Origin of the sequence: Dyadobacter sp. SG02 (assembly GCF_900109045.1) — a bacterium.
In the GTDB taxonomy this organism is placed as follows: Bacteria; Bacteroidota; Bacteroidia; order Cytophagales; family Spirosomataceae; genus Dyadobacter.
Map to the genome: position 1 here is coordinate 68,078 of NZ_FNYL01000013.1, position 17,854 is coordinate 85,931.

At 53.3% G+C, this 17,854-nt stretch carries 13 protein-coding genes; 9 read left to right on the forward strand and 4 right to left on the reverse strand.

Annotated features, from left to right (window positions below):
* Nucleotides 1-17 precede the first annotated feature (17 nt).
* From BMW93_RS26305 to BMW93_RS26340, 8 genes are all read left to right on the forward strand, one after another.
* Nucleotides 18-1,337 carry a serine hydrolase gene (locus BMW93_RS26305; protein ID WP_090383448.1) on the forward strand — a complete coding sequence of 440 codons (1,320 nt, stop codon included), beginning with the start codon at nt 18-20 and terminating at the stop codon, nt 1,335-1,337.
* Nucleotides 1,338-1,432: 95 nt separating this feature from the next.
* Nucleotides 1,433-2,710, forward strand: a complete 1,278-nt coding sequence (locus tag BMW93_RS26310) for a hydroxymethylglutaryl-CoA reductase (RefSeq protein ID WP_090383450.1) — start codon at nt 1,433-1,435, stop codon at nt 2,708-2,710.
* A complete protein-coding gene (locus BMW93_RS26315; protein ID WP_090383453.1) occupies nt 2,707-3,678 on the forward strand; it encodes a UbiA family prenyltransferase in 972 nt (323 codons plus the stop codon). The genes BMW93_RS26310 and BMW93_RS26315 overlap by 4 nt, the downstream gene beginning before the upstream one ends.
* Complete coding sequence (locus tag BMW93_RS26320) at nt 3,678-6,158, forward strand: PEP/pyruvate-binding domain-containing protein (RefSeq protein WP_090383454.1); 2,481 nt, start codon at nt 3,678-3,680, stop codon at nt 6,156-6,158. The genes BMW93_RS26315 and BMW93_RS26320 overlap by 1 nt, the downstream gene beginning before the upstream one ends.
* Nucleotides 6,155-7,252 (forward strand): DUF3419 family protein, encoded by a 1,098-nt coding sequence (locus tag BMW93_RS26325; RefSeq protein ID WP_090383456.1) that lies wholly within the window; start codon nt 6,155-6,157, stop codon nt 7,250-7,252. Before BMW93_RS26320 ends, BMW93_RS26325 begins: the two co-directional genes overlap by 4 nt.
* A gap of 19 nt (nt 7,253-7,271) precedes the next feature.
* Complete coding sequence (locus tag BMW93_RS26330) at nt 7,272-7,928, forward strand: diacylglycerol/polyprenol kinase family protein (protein ID WP_090383458.1); 657 nt, start codon at nt 7,272-7,274, stop codon at nt 7,926-7,928.
* On the forward strand, nt 7,925-8,935 hold the full coding sequence (locus tag BMW93_RS26335) for a hypothetical protein (RefSeq protein WP_090383461.1): 1,011 nt from the start codon (nt 7,925-7,927) through the stop codon (nt 8,933-8,935). The genes BMW93_RS26330 and BMW93_RS26335 overlap by 4 nt, the downstream gene beginning before the upstream one ends.
* Nucleotides 8,916-10,463 carry an AMP-binding protein gene (locus BMW93_RS26340; protein WP_090383464.1) on the forward strand — a complete coding sequence of 516 codons (1,548 nt, stop codon included), beginning with the start codon at nt 8,916-8,918 and terminating at the stop codon, nt 10,461-10,463. Before BMW93_RS26335 ends, BMW93_RS26340 begins: the two co-directional genes overlap by 20 nt.
* Before the next feature lie 54 nt (nt 10,464-10,517).
* On the opposite strand, the gene katG is transcribed toward BMW93_RS26340, so the two are convergent.
* From katG to BMW93_RS26360, 4 genes are all read right to left on the reverse strand, one after another.
* On the reverse strand, nt 10,518-12,791 hold the full coding sequence (katG, locus tag BMW93_RS26345; protein ID WP_090383467.1) for a catalase/peroxidase HPI: 2,274 nt from the start codon (nt 12,789-12,791) through the stop codon (nt 10,518-10,520).
* Nucleotides 12,792-13,005: 214 nt separating this feature from the next.
* Nucleotides 13,006-13,905 carry an SDR family oxidoreductase gene (locus BMW93_RS26350; RefSeq protein ID WP_090383836.1) on the reverse strand — a complete coding sequence of 300 codons (900 nt, stop codon included), beginning with the start codon at nt 13,903-13,905 and terminating at the stop codon, nt 13,006-13,008.
* Between the two features lie 56 nt (nt 13,906-13,961).
* Entirely contained in the window at nt 13,962-14,561 is a 600-nt protein-coding gene (locus BMW93_RS26355) for a Crp/Fnr family transcriptional regulator (protein ID WP_090383469.1), read from the reverse strand.
* Nucleotides 14,562-14,627: 66 nt separating this feature from the next.
* Nucleotides 14,628-16,529: a hypothetical protein gene (locus tag BMW93_RS26360; RefSeq protein WP_090383471.1), complete on the reverse strand. Its 1,902-nt coding sequence runs from the start codon at nt 16,527-16,529 to the stop codon at nt 14,628-14,630.
* 238 nt (nt 16,530-16,767) lie between these two features.
* On the opposite strand from BMW93_RS26360, the gene BMW93_RS26365 reads away from it, so the two are divergent.
* On the forward strand, nt 16,768-17,604 hold the full coding sequence (locus tag BMW93_RS26365) for an SDR family NAD(P)-dependent oxidoreductase (protein ID WP_143061729.1): 837 nt from the start codon (nt 16,768-16,770) through the stop codon (nt 17,602-17,604).
* The last annotated feature ends 250 nt before the right edge of the window (nt 17,605-17,854 follow it).

The following is a 17,854-nucleotide window of genomic DNA, read 5'->3' on the forward strand; positions in this document are numbered from 1 at the left end:
AAAGACCACATCCCCGCATGAAGCTCAAACTGTTACCAATCGTCGCATTATGCTTCGCCTTTTCCGCATCGGCCCAAAAAATCGATACGGCCGCTCTCGACCGGCTGTTCGACACGCTTTCCATTCACCATAAATCGATGGCGAGCGTGCTGCTGAGCCATAACGGGAAGAAGTTATATGAAAGGGCGATCGGCTACGCGGTAGTCGACAGTACCCAAAGTGTGAAAGCCACACCGGCGACCCGTTACCGCATCGGCTCCATCACCAAGACTTTCACCGCGACGATGGTCATGCAGCTCGTGGAGGAAAAGAAGCTGGCGCTGGACACGCATTTGGATCAATTTTTCCCAAATATTCCCAATGCCGGGCAGATCACGATCGAAATGATGCTGCGCCACCGCGCGGGTATCCATAATTTTACCAACGACGAGGCATTCTGGAAATTCCAGACCGAACCCCGCACGCGGGGGCAACTGTTGGCGGATTTCGAAAAATATAAATCCGATTTCGCACCCGGCGCGGAGGTCAGGTACAGCAATACCGGCTACGTTCTGCTCGGTTTTATCATCGAGGATGTTACCAAAAAATCTTACGAAAAGAACCTGCAAGAGCGAATAAGCAATCGTATCGGGCTTACAAACACGCGTTTCGGAGGGATGATGGACCCGTCGAAAGGCGACGCGTATTCTTATACCTACACTTCACGATGGGAAAAGCGGGATGAGGCGCATTGGAGCCAGCTGCTCGGTGCCGGGGCAACCGTTTCGACGCCAGCGGATGTGACGGCCTTTATCCATGCGCTATTTAACGGCCGGCTGGTATCCCCGGAAAGCCTGCGCAGAATGACCGGGATCGTCGATACGTTCGGTATCGGGCTTGTGTCGACACCATTTTACGAGCGAAAAGGTTTTGGCCACACCGGCGGAATCGACGGCTTTCATACCGCGACCGCGTACTTTCCCGGCGACAGTCTGACGGCTACCGTCTTTTGCAATGGCGTGGATTACCCGATGAACGATCTCTTCGTTGCGCTCCTCAGCGCGTACTATCAGTTTCCCGTTGCCATCCCCGATTTCAATGCACCGCCGCTGACGGCCTCGGAGGTGGAACCGTACATCGGTGCCTATTCGAACGGGCAGATCCCGATGAAAGTGACGATCAGTTATGCCAACAACAAATTGTATTTTCAACCGGCGGAGCAACCGGTTTACCAGCTGACGCGCGTTAAAAAAGACGTCTTTAAACTCGATGCGGTGCGGTTGGTAATCGAATTCAACCCGAAATCGAATGCGTTCACGGCTACGCAGGATGGAGAGGCTTATCTGTTTACTAAGTAATTGGTGTTTGGGTATTTGAAATTTAGTATGTTAGCGGTTGCCAACTGACACATCGTTCGTGTAAACCCCTTTGCTGTCAAATACTTATCTATCCTATGTCTTCAACCAGCGAAACCACCAAAAAGGCGCTCCACGCCATGAGCGCCCTGCAAGATCTTGAACAGTTACTGGACGACATTAAAAATAAACCGTTAAGTAAGTCGCTACCGGAAGCTTTGCCCTCTGAAATACCCGTTTCGGTGGACGGTATCCGAAAGCGCCTGGCATACCTGCTGGAAAAAACAGACCATGATTTCCCTTTTCTGAGCGGAAAACAGCCTTTTTCGGATGTTTCAAGATTGGAAGGGAATATTGAAAATTACATCGGGATGTCGATGGTGCCTACGGGTATCGTCGGGCCGGTTTCGGTGTTGGGTTCGATGGCGAAAGGGGACTTTTATGTTCCTATGGCGACGAGCGAGGGAAGTCTGGTGGCATCGTACAACCGCGGGGCGCGGGCATGTTATATGGCCGGGGGCGCAACTTCGGTATGCCTGATCGACGGCGTACAGCGGTCACCGGTTTTTAAATTCGACAACCTGGGCAACCTGGGTACTTTTCTGGTCTGGATTTTGGGCCAGCTCGAAGAATTCCGCCGCATTACCGAATCGGCCAGCCGCTATGCGAAGCTGATCGATATGAAATCCAATGTAGAAGGTAACCACCTCATTCTCACATTCGAATACCACACAGGCGACGCTTCCGGGCAGAATATGGTCACGATCTGTACGGACGCTATTTGTCAATACATTATCCGGAACGCGCCGGTACAGCCGAGATTCTGGTTTATCGAGAGCAATTTTTCGGGTGATAAAAAGGCTACTTCGCAGTCATTTGCGAATGTAAGAGGCAAGAAGATTACCGCCGAAATTACCCTTCCTCAAAAAATCGTGACCGACGTGCTGAAAACAACGCCCGTAGCAATGGCGGAATACTGGCGCTCGTCGACGATCGGGACGATACAGAGCGGCTCCATAGGCGCCCAGGGGCATTATGCGAACGGCCTGACCGCGCTGTTTATCGCTACCGGCCAGGATGTGGCCTGCGTTTCGGAGGCTTCGGTAGGCATTACCCGCATGGAACTGACGGATGACGGCGACTTGTACGTGTCGGTGACGCTGCCCAACCTCATCGTCGGCACAGTCGGCGGCGGTACTTCGCTACCCACCCAGAAAGAGTGCCTGGAACTGCTCGGTTGCTATGGCGCGGGCAAAACCCGGAAGTTTGCCGAAATATGCGGCGCATTGGTGCTGGCAGGCGAAATCTCCATTGCGGCTGCGCTTTCGGCGGGCCGGTTTACGGCAGCACACCAGAAATTCGGCCGGAAAAAATGAAGCTACCGGCCCAGGGAAATGCATTCAGCAATGCCGCGGAGAACAGCGCACCGTTTTTCCGCCGGTTTTATATTTATCAAAAGGAGCGGTTTCCCTTGCTGGGCCACGGCTTGCTCGTGGCTGCATTCAGCTTTTCGGCCATTTCGTATTCACGGATATGCCGGGGTGCAGAAGGGTTTGTGGATTTGAAAACATTTGCGGTCGGGGTTTTTACGACGATATCCCTTTTTCTGCTGGTCAGGATATTCGACGAGTTCAAAGACGCGGAAGACGATGCCCGGTTCCGGCAGGAACTGCCCGTTCCGCGTGGGCTTGTTACCTACCATGAACTAGCCTGGATCGGCATTGTGGTAGTCATCGCGCAGATTGCGGTGAACCTGGTTTTCTTTCCTGAAATGCTTTTGATTTACGGCGTGGTCGTCGCGTACCTCACACTCATGGGCAAGGAGTTTTTCGTGGCCGATTGGCTCAAAAGGCACCAGTTCTGGTATGTGACTTCGCATATGTTCATCATTCCGCTGATCGACATTTACGCCAGCGGCCTCGACTGGCTTATCGCGGGCGTACACGCACCCGAGGGTCTGTTTTTCTTTTTTGCAGTATCCTATATGAATGGCATTGTGCTCGAAGTGGGCCGGAAGATCCGCGCCCCCGAAAAGGAATCGGAAGGGGTACTCACGTACACCTCGATGCTCGGCGCGCCTACGGCCATAGGGTTGTGGCTTGCCGTGCTGGCGGTAACGCTGTCGCTCAGCGTGGCAGCGTCGGTATTTGCAGGTTATGGCCATGCGGTGTTGACGATCCTCGGCGTTGTGTTCCTGATATGCGCACTGCCGGCGGTGTTATTTTTAAGGAATAGAACCCCCAAACTTTCAAAAATGGTCGAATACGGATCGGCACTCTGGACGATCGCCATGTACCTGACGCTCGGCGCGGGGCCGATGATCTCAAAATTGCTGTTCCATTGATGCACTTCATTTCCGATACCGAGCCAGAAAAAACAACCGGCGTCACCATTGGCGGCAAGGCCGAAAACCTGTTCCGCCTGAAAGCGCTCGCATTGCCGGTACCGCGCTTTGTCGTGATCCCGTGGGAAACATTGCTGGCCGGCGTTCCGGAATCCGAACTGGTACCCCGATTGCTGGATACATTTGAAGGCACACGCCATTTCGCCGTACGCTCGTCGGCGGTTGCCGAAGATGGTACGGCATTTTCGTTCGCGGGGCAGTTTGAGAGTTACCTGTGCGTGACGCCCGCGGAGCTGTCCGCGCGGATCGCGGATGTGCGCCGGTCTGCATTTTCGGAGCGGGTGACGACGTATCGAAAGCACCACGGGCTTTCTGATCCCGGCGGTGTGGCGGTGATCGTGCAGGAAATGGTCGATGTGGATGCGGCGGGGGTTGCTTTCGGGGCAAACCCGCTCACCGGTAACCGGCAGGAAAAGGTGATCAATGCCGTTTTCGGGTTGGGCGACAGCCTGGTTTCGGGCGAGGTTAATGCAGATCAATTTGTGTTGAATGGGGCTGAAATACAATCCGTTTTAGCCAATGGAAAGGCGGCGGAACCGACGCTTACCGACGGACAAATCTACCGGCTGGGCGAAATACTCGATACGCTCGAAAAGGAGCTGGGCCAGCCGCAGGACATCGAGTTCGCGGTGCGGAACGACCGGATTTATTTACTTCAGACAAGGCCCATTACCACATTAAAAACGACGCCGGCCGGTAACTATATCCTCTGGGACAATAGCAATATCATCGAGTCGTACCCGGGCGTTACCACCCCGCTCACATTCTCTTTTATCAGCAAATCATACGAAACGGCCTATAAGCTATTCAGTGCTTATCTGGGTGTCAGTGAATCGGTTATACGAAAAAATGAACGGGTGTTTGCCAATACGCTGGGGTTTCTGAACGGCCGGGTGTACTATAACCTCAAAACCTGGTACCACATGCTGGCGATGCTGCCGGGTTACAGCATCAATGCGCGCTATATGGAGAAAATGATGGGGGTGAAGGAGCAGTTCGATATTCCCGAATCGTATCGTTTATCGAAAGGCAAAGCGTGGTGGAGCATCGTGAAAATGGCTGTGCAAATGCTTTTCCGCTTCCGGGCCCTGCCGCGGAAACGACGGGAGTTCATGCAATTGGTAGCGCGTACGATCAGCGAATACAAGGCAATCCCTTTTGCAGAAAAAAATGCCGGTGAGCTCATGCATTTGTACCTCGATTTCGAGCGGAAACTATTGCTCGAATGGAAAGCCCCGCTGCTGAACGATTTCTTTGCGATGATATGGTTTGGCATGCTCCAAAAACAATGCGGGCAGATCACCGGCGGCGAAAACCCGAACCTCCACAACGACCTGCTATGCGGCAGCAACGACATTATTTCCGTTCAACCCGTGCACCGCAGCATCGCCATTGCCGCGCACATTGCGGGGGTTCCTGCATTGAAACAGCTGTTTTTGGAACAAAATGCATACGAGATCCACGACGTACTGAGCGCAAGCACCGATCCGGAATTCGTACGGCTGAGAATCGAGATCGAGCGCTACATAGGGGATTTTGGCGAGCGGTGCGTGGGAGAGCTGAAACTCGAAACGATTTCTTACGGTCAGGAGCCGGCGCGGTTTATTAAGGTGCTGAAATCTTACGTGGAAACGGGTATTACCGGTGCGCAGTTTTCCGGCGAGCGGGAAGACGTGATCCGTACCAATGCGGAGCGCGGGATAGCGGGGTATTTGAAAGGGAAAATGATCGCAGGCTGGAAATTGCGCCTCACGCTGCGTTACACACGCGAGCTCGTGAGCGCCCGCGAGAACCTGCGGTACGAGCGTACCCGCGCATTCGGGATCGTACGCGAGATTTTTAGTTTTATCGGGAAACGGTTTCAAGCCGACGGTATGCTCGGCCATGCGAGGGATATTTTTTACCTGACCAAAGAAGAGATTTTTGCTTATATCGAAGGCACGGCGGTGACGCAGGATATCAAAGCGCTGGTGGCGCTCCGGCAGGCTGAATTTCAACATTATAAAGAGCTGGGCCCGCTCTCGGAGCGATTTGCGACTTACGGCGTGCCCTACCACGGCAACGATTTTTTCAGCATCGACCGGATTGAAAAACCGGAGGGCGGTCTGAAAGGTATCGGCTGCTCGCCCGGCCGGGTAACGGGCCGGGTGAGGGTAGTAACCGACCCGGCGGAAGTGCCGTCGCTGAATGGCGATATTCTGGTTACTACCAGCACCGATCCCGGTTGGGTGACGCTTTTCCCAGGCGCGCTGGGCATTATCGTAGAGCGGGGGAGTTTGCTGAGCCATTCGGCGATCGTTTCCCGCGAGATGGGCAAACCTTGCATTGTAGGCGTAACCGGCCTGCTGAAAACGTTGAAAACCGGGGATGAAATAGAAATGGATGGTAGTACGGGCATAATCAGGACTATTTCCCGATGACGAAAGAGGATTTAACAAAAAGGGTCAATTTTGATATTATCCGGTACGCCAACTGCTGGGAGGATGCCGGTATTTTACTTGCCGGCCTTGCGCCCGCGCCTGGTAGCAAGATCCTTTCGATAGGCTCCGCGGGGGATAACAGCTTCGCTTTCCTGACGACCGATCCCGGGCTCGTCGTAGCAGTCGATATCAATCCGACACAGCTTTTTCTGATTGAATTGAAAAAGGTTTGCATTCAAAACCTGGAATGGGAGGAGGCGCTGGCATTTCTCGGATTTTCGCATTCCGACAGTCGTTTGCAATGCTTTCACACTTTGAAAAATCAGTTGGGCAGCGCCACAAGAGCCTATTGGGAGTCAAATCTTACCCTGATCGCCAACGGAGTCATTCATCAGGGGAAGTTCGAGAAATACTTTCAACTGTTCAGCGGGAAGATACTACCGTGGATACATTCCCGGCGCGTGGTGAATGCATTATTTGAAAGCAAGACGGCGGCGGAGCAAGCGCATTTTTATCAAAACAAATGGAATACCTGGCGCTGGCGGCTGCTGTTCCGTATCTTTTTCAGCAAATATGTGATGGGTAAATACGGGCGCGATCCCGAGTTTCAGAAGCAGGTGCAAGGTTCTGTCTCCGAATTTATTTTTGGAAAAGCCGCTGCGCAACTTGCTTCCGTAGCCGCGCAGGACAATTATATTTTGAGATACACACTCACCGGCAGTTTCGACGGCCTTTTGCCCCATTACCTCCAAAAAGCGCATTACCCAATTGTTCGTGCCCATCTGGACAGGCTGCATTTAAAGGAGGGGTATGCACAGACGGCAATCGCGCAGTATGGTCCGTTTCACAGTTTAAACCTTTCCGATATTTTTGAATATATGGACGCCGATTTGTTTCGGGAAACAGCCCGAACACTTGTTGCAGGCACCGAAAACGGCGGCAGGCTGGCCTACTGGAACCTGATGGTACCGCGCCGGATTTCCCAGGTATTGCCCGAAAACGCAGAATACCTGCGCGCCGAATCCGAGCGTTTGACAGCCATCGATAAAGGCTTTTTTTACAACGGTTTTATCGTCGATCAGGTCGTCCGGTAATGCGCCGCATTTGACAGCTATGAAAGAAATTATCCCTCCGCTCATTCTCGCCTCTTGTTTTCTCGCGCTTTTCGGCCTGGCCGAGGCGCTGTATCATTTCGGGAAAGTACGGGCGGAATGGACACGCAAAATCGTGCATATCGGTACCGGGCTGTTGACGTTGTTTTTTCCGGTCGTGCTCGTCAGTCACTGGCAGGTACTATTCCTGTGCGCGAGCTTCCTCGTGATTTTACTAGCTAGTCTGAAATTCGGCTGGTTACCTTCCATCAATGCGATCGACCGTTTTTCGTACGGCAGTATTTTGTTCCCCGTGATCGTCTATATGCTTTTTCTGGTATTTGAAATGAAAGGTAATGGGCTGATCGTCTTCTATTTGCCGATCCTGATCCTGGCGATTTGCGACCCGGTAGCGGCGCTCGTCGGTAAGCGGTTGCCGTTCGGGAAATACCAGGTTTTGGGTTGCGGCAAATCGGTTGCCGGCTCGTTGGCGTTCCTGGTGAGCGCATGGTTGGTAACGGCTGCCACGGTTACTGCATTTAACAATATCCCCTCCGGAATGATGCTGATCCTGTCGGTACCTATCGTAGCGACGATTGCGGAAGCACTGGGTGTAAAAGGAATGGATAACTTCACGATCCCTGCAAGCGTTGTGTTAACCCTCTGTTTGATACTATGATCACGATCACCGAAACCGGCCCCGGCCATGCCGATTTTCCGTTGTTTACGGAGTTGCCGAAGCGGATTTACCCGCCTGACAGCCTGCGGTTCAAAACGCCGGACACCATTCCGACCGATTTTCTGAGAGCCTGCTATTTGTTGAAGGATGGGGAAAATGTGGTTGCCAGGGCGAGTATTTACGATAATCCGTTGCTGCAATATGCCGGTCGACATGCTTTTTCGATCGGTAACTACGAATGTGCAGATGGCGGGGAATATGCCGCGACATTGCTGGGGCATATTGCTTCCGTTGTCAAAAGTTGGGGAGGCGGGTGGCTCATCGGCCCGATGAATGGCAACACGTGGGAAGGGTACCGTTTTTTGGCCGATCATCACAATCCACTGTTCTTTACCGAGCATTACCATCATTTATATTACAATACCCAATTCAAAACGGCCGGCTTCGGGCCCATTGCGCAGTATTACAGCAATATAGACCACGGTTTGGAGCCCGATAACCCCGAAATCCTGGCCCGCGAACGGGCGTTTGAGCGGATGGGCGTGAAGATCCGGCCGATCGATCTGACCAACTTTGAAGCGGAAATCGGTCGGGTTTATGACTTTAACTTACTGGCTTTCAAAACCAATTTCCTGTACACGCCCATCAGCAGGGAGGCTTTTATGAAAAAGTATTTGCAAACGAAAACTTATATCAACCCCGGGCTGACATTGCTCGCCGAAGACAGCGCAGGCAATCTGCTCGGCTACTTTTTCTGTATTCATGATTTTTATAATACTGAAAGCAAATCACTGATTGTCAAAACGCTGGCCCGGCATCCCGGCCCGGAATGGCGGGGCCTGGGGCACGTAATCGGGAACGTCATTTACCGTAATGCGGTGGAGCTGGGCTACACGAGTGCCATTCATTCGTTTATTTACGAGCAGGGCACTTCCACCCAATTATCCACCCATTTTTCCGGCACCCATTACAGGAATTACATTTTGTATGGAAAACACATTGCCTGACCGGTTCAACGTCGTCGATCTGTTTCACGAGGCCGCTCGCAAAAGCCCGGACAAACCGGCTATTATTTACCGGGAAAAGGCTGTTTCGTTCGGAGATCTGGAAAATGCCGTCAACCAGACTGCCGCGCATTTCCTGCACAAGGGCATCCGCAAGGGCGATCGCGTGCTGGTGTTCGTACCTATGAGCGACGACCTGTACCGTACCGTACTGGCACTTTTCAGGATCGGGGCGGTGGCCGTGTTTCTGGATGAATGGGTGAGCGTCAAAAGGTTGGCGGAATGCTGCCGCCTGGCGCAGTGCGCTGCTTTTATCGGGACATTCAAAGGGCGGGTGCTGGCACGGCTTCTGCCTGGTTTGCGGGCAATACCGCTGCATTTGGGGTTGAAGTACGATGCTGGTCGTCCCATTCCGGCATTCGCCAAAACCACCCGCGAAGACATTGCCCTCATTACTTTCACTACCGGCAGTACCGGCACTCCCAAAGCCGCCATCCGCACGCACGGCTTGCTATTTGAACAGTTTCAGGCCCTGATCCCCCTTATCGATCCTCCGGGCGACGCCTCGCCGGGCGACGTCTGCATGCCGGTCTTACCCATTGTTTTACTCATTAACCTGGGCGTAGGCATTACCTCCGTCATTGCGGATTTCAATGCGCGTAGGCCCGGTAGCATGAAGCCGGAGAAGGTCGTAGAGCAGATCCGTCGCCACAAGGTCAGTTCGATTATCGCTTCTCCTTTCTTTGTCAAGCAATTGTCCCGGTTTGTGAGTGATAATAGACTGGTTTTAAATACTATACAAAAAATCCTCACCGGTGGCGCCCCGGTATTTCCTAGGGAGGCTGGAATTTACCGGAATGCATTTCCTCAGGCGCATATCGGTATCGTGTACGGCTCTACCGAGGCCGAACCGATGAGTATGATTTCAGCCGGGGAATTAATCGCTTCCGAAACAGGCAGGGGGTTGAATGTAGGAAAGGTAGAAGTCGCCGCAACGGTAAAAATCATCCGGATCAGCGACGAAAGCATTGTCGCGCCCGATGAGGAGGCGCTTTCAAAGCTGGAAGTTATGCCGGGCGAGATTGGCGAGATCATCGTTTCGGGGAAACATGTGCTGCGCGATTACCTGCATAATCCGGAGGCATTGAAGCGCAACAAGATTTTTGTCGGAACCCAATGCTGGCACCGTACGGGCGACAGCGGTTTTTGGAATGGTAACCTTTTCCTCACGGGCAGGTGCGCGTCACTCATACGCACGCGTGACGGCCTGTTATCGACATTCCTTTTCGAAAACCGTTTCCAAAGCATTCAGGGTGTGGAAACAGGCACGGTAATGCTGCTGCGCGACCGGCCCACGGCTGTGATCGAGCTCACCGATCCTGCGCGGCGCGAAGCTGTTCAATCAGCCATCCAGGCAATGCCCGAAGCGTTTGAGGATATTGTTTTTGTACCCAAAATACCGCTCGACCCGCGACACAACTCGAAGATCGATTACGAAAAGCTGAGGGTACATTTAACGGGTAAGAACTGAAAAAGCCGGCCAGGATCGCTCCCGGCCGGCTTTTGTTCATAGTGAATCGTTAAATCAGACCAGATCGAACCGGTCGAGGTTCATCACTTTGTTCCATGCGGCCACGAAGTCTTTGACGAACTTCTCACCCGAGTCGGCGCTGGCGTATATTTCGGCGATCGCCCGGAGTTCCGCGTGTGAGCCGAACACGAGGTCGGCGCGGGTTGCGGTCCATTTGGGTTGGCCGCTGGTACGATCGGTGCCGAGGTAAGTCTCGCGGTCGGGACCCATCGCTTTCCATGAAGTGTTCATATCCAGCAGGTTCACGAAGAAATCGTGGGTGAGCACGCCCGGACGCTGCGTGAATACGCCGTTTTTGGAACCGTCGAAATTGATATTCAACACCCGCAAGCCTCCGAGCAGGACGGTCAGTTCCGGCGCGGTGAGCGTGAGCAGCTGGGCCTTATCGACAAGCAATGCTTCCGTCGGAACGCTCAATTTCGTGCCGCGGTAGCTGCGGAAACCATCGGCAACCGGTTCCAGGTAACCTACCGATTCGATGTCGGTCTGCTCCTGCGAGGCATCCGTCCGTCCGGGCGTAAATGGAACGGTAATGGCGTGCCCTGCATCCCGCGCCGCTTTTTCGACACCCGCCGCTCCGGCGAGCACGATCAGGTCGGCGAGAGAAATCTTCTTCCCGCCCGACTGCGTGCTGTTGAACTCCTGCTGAATGCTTTCCAGCATGCCCAGTACCTTTTGCAGCTGCGCCGGGTTGTTTACTTTCCAGTCTTTCTGCGGAGCGAGGGCAATGCGTGCACCGTTTGCGCCGCCGCGCTTGTCGGAGCCGCGGAATGTCGAAGCCGAAGCCCAGGCCGTGGAAACCAGTTCCGAAACGCTCAGGCCGGATGCCAGAATGTTGGCTTTCAGGCCGGTAATATCGCTTTCGCTTACCAGTTCGTGGTCGACCGCAGGAACCGGGTCCTGCCAGATCAGCACTTCCGCAGGCACGTCCGCGCCCAGGTAGCGGGCACGCGGGCCCATATCGCGGTGCGTAAGCTTGAACCACGCGCGGGCAAATGCGTCGGCAAATGCGTCGGGGTTTTCGAGGAAATGCCTTGAAATTTTCTCATAAGCAGGGTCGAGGCGCAGCGAAAGGTCCGTCGTGAGCATGGTAGGACGGTGCTTTTTAGCGCTATCGTAGGCGTCGGGGATAATTTCGCCCGCATCTTTGGCTACCCATTGGTGTGCACCGCCGGGGCTTTTAGTAAGCTCCCATTCGAATGCAAAGAGGTTTTCGAAGAAATTGTTGCTCCATTTCGTCGGGGTAGTGGTCCAGATCACTTCGAGACCGCTGGTAATCGTGTCGGCACCTTTGCCGGAGCCGAAACTGTTGTTCCAGCCCAATCCCTGGTGTTCCAGATCGGCACCCTCCGGCTCCGCACCAACGTGGTCGGAAGGGGCCGCGCCGTGGGTTTTGCCGAAACTGTGGCCACCGGCGATCAATGCAACGGTTTCCTCGTCGTTCATCGCCATCCGGCCGAATGTGTCGCGGATGTCATGCGCGGCGGCAATCGGGTCGGGGTTACCGTCCGGACCTTCGGGGTTTACGTAAATGAGGCCCATATGCGCTGCACCGAGTGGTTCTTCGAGGTGGCGCGAGTGAATGTTGCCGTCCGCGTTTTCGTCGGCAGGCAGTACCGCATGATCGGAAGGGCCCTGCTTGCCATGGGCATAGCGTCGATCGTTACCGAGCCAGGTCGTTTCCGATCCCCAATATACGTCCTCGTCCGCTTCCCACACATCCGCCCGCCCGCCGGCGAAACCGAATGTTTTAAAGCCCATCGATTCGAGCGCGATGTTTCCGGCCAGGATCAGCAAATCGGCCCAGGAAATCTTGTTACCATATTTTTGTTTGATAGGCCAAAGCAAGCGGCGCGCCTTGTCGAGGCTGACGTTATCCGGCCAGCTGTTCAGCGGTGCAAAACGTTGCTGGCCCGAGCCGCCACCGCCACGGCCGTCGAATACACGGTAAGTACCCGCGCTATGCCATGCCATGCGGATAAACAATGGCCCGTAATGCCCGAAATCGGCCGGCCACCAATCCTGCGAATCGGTCATTAGGGCGTGCAGGTCTGCTTTGACTGCTTCCAGATCGAGGCTTTTGAACGCTTCCGCGTAGTCGAATTGTTCTCCCATCGGATTGGACAGGGACGAATGCTGACGCAGGATGCTCAGTTTCAACTGGTTTGGCCACCAATCGCGGTTCCTTGTACCGCCGCCGCCTACATTATGATTCAGCGTCCCATTGTGAAAAGGACATTTGCTAATGTCGTTTGATCCGTTTTCCATTACGATAAGTTCATGTGTTAAACCATATTGCCTGCATCTGGCATTTGTGCAGCGGGATAAAGGTATAATACTGAAATTGATTGTCAAAATCGATTAATTCTATGATTTGATAGTGAAAATCTATTTCGTTGTATAGTCAGCGCGTTGCGGGTGATGTGGCGTAGTTGGTAACACATGAACTTTTCGAAGGCGCATTATAGAATGCCGGACAGCATCAGGAAGCCGTAAGGTAACCCGCATCAGCAATGTCGTCCAGCAGCCCCGGCGCATGCGTGTCCCAACCCAGCGCCGCACGCGTTTTTTCTCCGGAAGTCTCGCAACCCATTGCCGCGAAATGGGCGAACCAGCTGAAATGCACGGCCGCTTCGTCACTGGTTTTACTTACGACAGGCAGGTTTAGTACTGCACCGATGGCATTCGCAATGTCCCGGAACGGAATGCCTTTTTCGGCCACTGCATGGAAAACTTTTAGCTCCGGCCGCTTCTCGACGATCAGCCGGTAGAGCACCGCTGCATCCAGCCGGTGCACCGCAGGCCAGGCATTATCTCCCTCGCCGATGTATGCCGACTCGCCTTTTTGTTTAGCCATATCAATCAAAATAGGCACAAATCCATGGTCGCCCGCGCCGTGTACGCTGGGAGGGAGGCGCACGATGTAAACATCTACGCCCGTGGCTGCTACCGCGCGTGCGGCTTCCTCCGTCGCTGCGCGCGGGATCTCGTTGGCATCGGCATTCACGGCGTCGTCCTCGGTTACCGGCCTGTCGTAACGCAAAAGGCCGATCCCGGAGGTAACAACCAACGGCTTGCCCGAACCGGCGAGCGCGTTGCCCAGCGTTTGGATTACCTTGCGGTCGGCCTCGCAGTTGGCTTTGAACTGGGAAAAATCGTGGTTGAAAGCCGTGTGGATAACGGCATCGGCGTCTGCTACGCCCTGGCGAAGTATTTCAGGATCGTTTACATCGCCCCGGAGCGGCGTCGCGCCGGTGGCGGGCAATAACTCGGCCGATTTTTCGGAGCGTACGAGCCCGACTACTTCATGACCATTTTCTGACAGTTCCCTGACAATGGCGGAGCCTACAAATCCGGAGGCCCCTGTTACAAATACACGCATATTGGTTTCAATTTTGTTTGATGCAAAATTGAAATACCTCAAATGGGCAAACAAGGTCATTTGTCCATAATTCCGGCCTCGCGTTGCAGCTGCGCGTGACGTATGCGCGTGAGGGTTTTCAGCGAAATGCCCAGGTAGGCGGCCACCATGCGCAGCGGCAGGCGGGCGAGGTAATCGGGATAGGTGTTTACAAATTCGAGATATCGTTCTTCGGGCGTGCCGCTCAGGATTGTCAGAATGCGGTTGCGGTTGTGGTAAATGGTGCGGGCAATAAGCCGCTCCGAAAATGTTTTGAGCTCGGGAATTTCTTTCAGCAATTTGTCAAAATCCGGCTTGGCCCAAAGTAAAACTTCCGTCTTTTCCACCGCTTCGATATTCACGAGCGAGGGTGTTTGCTTGTCGTAACTTTCCACATCGAGCGTCCACGTGAGCTGCGGGGAAAATTGCAGGATATGTTCGCTGCCATCCGTCCGGAGATAGTACGATCTGAGCATTCCATTTATAATGAACACTTTATGGCGGCATATTTCCCCGGAGGTGAGAAGCGCCTCGTTTTTGTGCAGTTTTCGCATGGTAGCCATGCTGCCGATATGCCGGATCGTTTCGCCGGACAGATCGGTTTGGGAAGCCAGATAATTTTCGAATTCGGTATGCATTGACCAAAGATAGAAAAACCGGCCCTGATTTGGTATGTCAGGGCCGGTTCCGGCTTCTTTGAATTGTTAACTAAAACTTACACAATCGCAGATCGCCTGCATATTGGCTTTGGTCACATCGGCCAGGTATTTCCGCCCTTGCTGCGAGCTGTTCATCGTCACATTCGAAAGTTGGCCCTGAATGAAATTGTAAACGGAGTTGATCACATCCGAGGTGTAATAGGAAGTGGAAGAGGAAGCGTCGTTGTACGGCGGCGTCATGATATTCGTGTTGGACCCATCGGTGAACTGCACGGTCGCCTGCGCGAAGGTGAGCGTCGGCTTATCGCCATTGGTATCAGGCAGTTTGAAACCCATGAGCAGGATCACGTGGTCGTCTTTGGAGTTGTCGCCGATTTCGTAATCGAGTTTACAGGAAACAAATATGCCCAGCTGAGCGGATACGGACGATTCCTGGTACCAGGTGCGGAACGGGTAGGATTCAAAGGTGTATTCTGCCGCCTGGTTGAACGGGTATGTGCCGCCATCGCCGGTGTTTTCCTGCTGCCAGTTTTGCACGGAACCGTTGCCTGAAATAACGGAATTCAGACTGCCGGGGAAACTTCCGTTATTGAATGCCATCGAGTAGTTTTTACGCGAGTCGTTTGAATTGGTGTAAATAGATACGTTGAATGGGCCGGCTACCGTAGTGCACAAACGGTTGAGCGTGTGGCACACGACGGGCAGGAAGTAGAACTGGCCCCCGTTGTCCGAAACTTTGTATATGGCGGCCGAAAACTTGTTGAATGCAGCCGTTACAAAGTCGAACACATCCACAAATGCATCCGCAGCCGCTTCCGAGACCCCCAGCGTTTCGAGCGCCCCGGTGGTTCCATAATACCACGCCACGAAATCGACCGTATCGATCAGCGCCTGCGAGATCTGGTACGCCCCGTTCAGTTGCATATCGAAATGCTGGATCGATACCAGCGTGCCGGTATTATCGAAATAGGCGTCGAATGTGCAGGTATCGTCGCGAGTGAGCGCCGGGTTTTCGTGGGTGAGGCTCATGCCGTATTTCGTCCAGCCATTGGCAGGAAGGTTGGTCGTATCGTCGTCGTCGTTGACGGAAAGCGATTGCTTGGTGGATTGCTCGGTAAAGTCCGGACAGTCCACGGTGTATGTAGAGTCTTCGACCATGTACACCACCTTGTTGTCCGACACGCTGCTGGTAGGGTAGGGATACAGGTTGTAGAAGGTCGTAAAATCGACATATGGCCGTGAATAGGAGGTATTCCAGAACTCCGGCTGATAGTTGTAAAGCAAAAAGGACTGGATCTGATCCTGCCAGTCGCCGTCATTATTGCCGTTGATATCTTTGCGTTCGAGATCGTTCAGATTGGAATAGGTAACATTCGGCCCGATTTTTTGAAAATCCCCGTCAAAATCGGTGTCGTCGAAGATGATCAGCCACGCACCGTTACCTGTTTTCAGGGCCGAGACACTTCCGGTACCGCTCATTTTGTCGCTATCGTTCTCATAACCTATGTCGCTGAGCGATGCTTCGTTATCGGGTGCGGTAAAAACACGGTTATCGCCCTCGAAATCTTCATTTTCTGTAAACAATGCCTGGTATTCCTGCAATTGGATCAGCTGGCTTTTGCTCGGCCAGGACGAACTGCCCCAGAACGCCGGTTCCTGTTTGTAGATGATAAAACTCTGGATGGCGTTTTTCCAGACGCCTACCTTGCTGCCGGAGGAATCGTACCGGTTCACGTGGTTGAGGTCGGATTCGTACGTGCCGGGGTTTATTTTCCAGACATTGCCTGTGTACTCGGTTTCATCAAAAACGATTACCCAGGTGCCGTCTGCGGTTTGGAGGGAGTCGTTGTTGGCATCGATGTTTTCCTGGCCTTGTGCACCGTTGTAAGAATCGCTGCCGCCGCCCTGGTCATTGTTGTTCCAAAGTTGAAAGTCGAATGTAGACATTGTAAGTTTGTTTGAAATGTTTAAGCAGGAAGGAGAAATTTGTAGAAATTGTTTGTACAAGTAATTTACAAACAAAACCTACCTCTGCATTTGGAAGGAAATGATTTAACGGTAAAAAGGGCCTTATTTTAAAATAAAAGGGATCGCTTTGGTGGTTTGCTTCGGTTCCGTTATTACCTTAGGCGCCACAGCCACCCACATTTCCGCAGCAACACTGCGCCATTTTTCATCCATTTCAATGCGTAAAACAGCACTGATTACCGGGCCCACGTCGGGCATCGGCCGCTTTACCGCCCTTGAACTCGCACGCAGAGGGTATGATCTGATACTCGTTGCCCGTAATGCCGCAAAGGCACGTCAGTTGCAAATGGAAATCGGGAACGCCGTGAGCACCGGTTTCGTCCAATGCGACCTTTCCAGCATTGCCTCCGTCAAAGAGGCGGTGGAGGAGATCAAAGCAGGTTACCAGCACATCGATTTGCTGATCAACAACGCCGGGCTCATCGTGCAGCACCGCCAGACGAGTGTCGACGGTATCGAGCTGACCTTCGCTACCAATCACCTCGGGCCATTCATTCTCACCACCGGCCTCGTGGACTTGCTGAAAGCCGCCGAGTCGGCAAAGGTGGTCAATCTGGCATCCGCGGCGCATTTTTTCGCATTCAGGTACCAGACAACCAAGCTGGCCAATCCGCCGCACTACCACGACCTCGTGATTTACAGCCGTACGAAACTGGCCAACATCCTTTTTTCCAATGAGCTGTCGGAACGACTGGCGCCATTTGGCATTACCTCCAATGCCGTCCATCCCGGCACGGTTTCGAGCAGTTTTGCCGGCGACGGCAATGGGGTTACGGCCTGGTTTATGAAATTCTTCAAACCGCTTCTCCGCACCCCGCAGCAGGCGGCCGCCGACATCGTCAATGTGGCCACTGCACCCGAACTGAACGATATAACAGGGCAGTACTTTGCCCATTCCAAGCCAGCCAGATCTTCGGGCAAGGCGAAAAACAGAGCGCTGGCAAGGGAACTATGGGCGTTTTCCGAGGCGCTCGCCGACGTTGTTTTAATATAAATCTATTAAATCCATAGAGTTTAAATACTTTTTTGTTGAAACGCTTGGAAGTTACCTTGCCGTTGCATTAACTTTGCATTCGATTCTATCAATCAATCGAGCTGAGAACCACCCGAAGCTGTGTCCATTTTCATAACGACATCGCATATGCGTTCGATTAAAACTACACATATCACCCCTTTGTCCGGCCATTCCGCTGCCGTTCCGTTTGCTTCCAACGGAGCAAGCTGTTGTTGTTGCTAATGAAGTC

Excerpts from the sequence above, each read along its gene's own strand:
- BMW93_RS26320 (WP_090383454.1), top strand. The coding sequence starts at position 3,678 with ATGCACTTCATTTCCGATACCGAGCCAGAAAAAACAACCGGCGTCACC.
- BMW93_RS26360 (WP_090383471.1), bottom strand. The coding sequence starts at position 16,529 with ATGTCTACATTCGACTTTCAACTTTGGAACAACAATGACCAGGGCGGC.
- BMW93_RS26340 (WP_090383464.1), top strand. The coding sequence starts at position 8,916 with ATGGAAAACACATTGCCTGACCGGTTCAACGTCGTCGATCTGTTTCAC.
- BMW93_RS26350 (WP_090383836.1), bottom strand. The coding sequence starts at position 13,905 with ATGCGTGTATTTGTAACAGGGGCCTCCGGATTTGTAGGCTCCGCCATT.
- BMW93_RS26325 (WP_090383456.1), top strand. The coding sequence starts at position 6,155 with ATGACGAAAGAGGATTTAACAAAAAGGGTCAATTTTGATATTATCCGG.
- BMW93_RS26335 (WP_090383461.1), top strand. The coding sequence starts at position 7,925 with ATGATCACGATCACCGAAACCGGCCCCGGCCATGCCGATTTTCCGTTG.
- BMW93_RS26355 (WP_090383469.1), bottom strand. The coding sequence starts at position 14,561 with ATGCATACCGAATTCGAAAATTATCTGGCTTCCCAAACCGATCTGTCC.
- BMW93_RS26305 (WP_090383448.1), top strand. The coding sequence starts at position 18 with ATGAAGCTCAAACTGTTACCAATCGTCGCATTATGCTTCGCCTTTTCC.
- BMW93_RS26330 (WP_090383458.1), top strand. The coding sequence starts at position 7,272 with ATGAAAGAAATTATCCCTCCGCTCATTCTCGCCTCTTGTTTTCTCGCG.
- BMW93_RS26315 (WP_090383453.1), top strand. The coding sequence starts at position 2,707 with ATGAAGCTACCGGCCCAGGGAAATGCATTCAGCAATGCCGCGGAGAAC.
- katG (WP_090383467.1), bottom strand. The coding sequence starts at position 12,791 with ATGGAAAACGGATCAAACGACATTAGCAAATGTCCTTTTCACAATGGG.
- BMW93_RS26310 (WP_090383450.1), top strand. The coding sequence starts at position 1,433 with ATGTCTTCAACCAGCGAAACCACCAAAAAGGCGCTCCACGCCATGAGC.
- BMW93_RS26365 (WP_143061729.1), top strand. The coding sequence starts at position 16,768 with ATGCGTAAAACAGCACTGATTACCGGGCCCACGTCGGGCATCGGCCGC.